Here is an 838-nt window from a genome sequence, read left to right as displayed (position 1 = left end):
CGGGTCGACCCGCAGCGGCAGCAAGCAGGAGATCGTGACGGGCGCGCTCGAGGAACTCGACCGGCCGACCGAGGACGAGGTCGTCGCGTACGCGGGTGAGCGCGGCGTTTCGGCCGAGTACGTTCGAGAGGCGCTCGAGAAACTCGCTCGACGCGGGGTCGTCAGCGAGAGCCGCGGGCAGTATCGCCTGGTGTAGGCTCGCAGCGGCCGTTTTGTCCGCCGGACTCGCCGCGACCGGATCGCCACGGCTTTCCCCGTCCGGCGACGCCAGTCGGTATGGCAGCGACGACCGGTCTCCAGGGGCGCATCATCGGGACGGGACTCCTGGCTGCGATCGGGCTATTCGTCTACGGAACGGTCGTCAACGAAACGATCGCCGGGGTCGACGCGACGGTCGCGACCACGTGGATCTTCGCGGCGACGTTCGCTGTTCTCGCCGTCGTCCACGCGAGCGTCGGACGGTACGATCTCGCGCTCGGGCACGGGGGTGCCGCCGTTGGCTGGCTACTCGTCTTACTGGGGACGACGGGGCCGCAGGTCGTCCTCGGACTGACGCTTCTCGTCCTTTCCGGATGCTACGTCGCGATCAGAACGGTTCGCCGCGGTACGGACGAGGACGGCGACGAAACGGGCGCGACGCGGGAATCAGCGTAGTCTACTCCGACTTCTCGTTTTCAGCACTCGAGCGCTATCGAACCACGGGCTCGACTCACGCGCTATCGACCCAGATCCTCATGCGCGCTCGCGAGGTGCCGCGAGGCGAGCGCGGCCAGCAGTGAGAGTTCCCCAGCCAGCGCGGCGGTGGCGATGATCTCGGCGAGCGCGTCGGCGTTCGACC

Annotated in this window: 3 protein-coding genes; 2 read left to right on the top strand and 1 reads right to left on the bottom strand. The window is 68.4% G+C overall.

The annotated features are described in order from the left end of the window. Positions 1-196: DUF5817 family protein (locus PGX04_RS11605; RefSeq protein WP_273738654.1), on the top strand; the 196-nt coding region annotated here is incomplete at its 5' end. 80 nt (positions 197-276) lie between these two features. Next, positions 277-654: a hypothetical protein gene (locus tag PGX04_RS11600; protein ID WP_273738653.1), complete on the top strand. Its 378-nt coding sequence runs from the start codon at positions 277-279 to the stop codon at positions 652-654. Between the two features lie 62 nt (positions 655-716). On the opposite strand, the gene PGX04_RS34630 is transcribed toward PGX04_RS11600, so the two are convergent. After that, positions 717-838, bottom strand: a 122-nt coding sequence (locus PGX04_RS34630) for a hypothetical protein (protein ID WP_377042584.1), incomplete at its 5' end; no start/stop codon positions are given.

The organism is Natrinema soli (genome assembly GCF_028618695.1).
The sequence above is the reverse complement of the archived record's forward strand: the minus strand, read 5'-3'. Positions and strand labels throughout refer to the sequence as shown.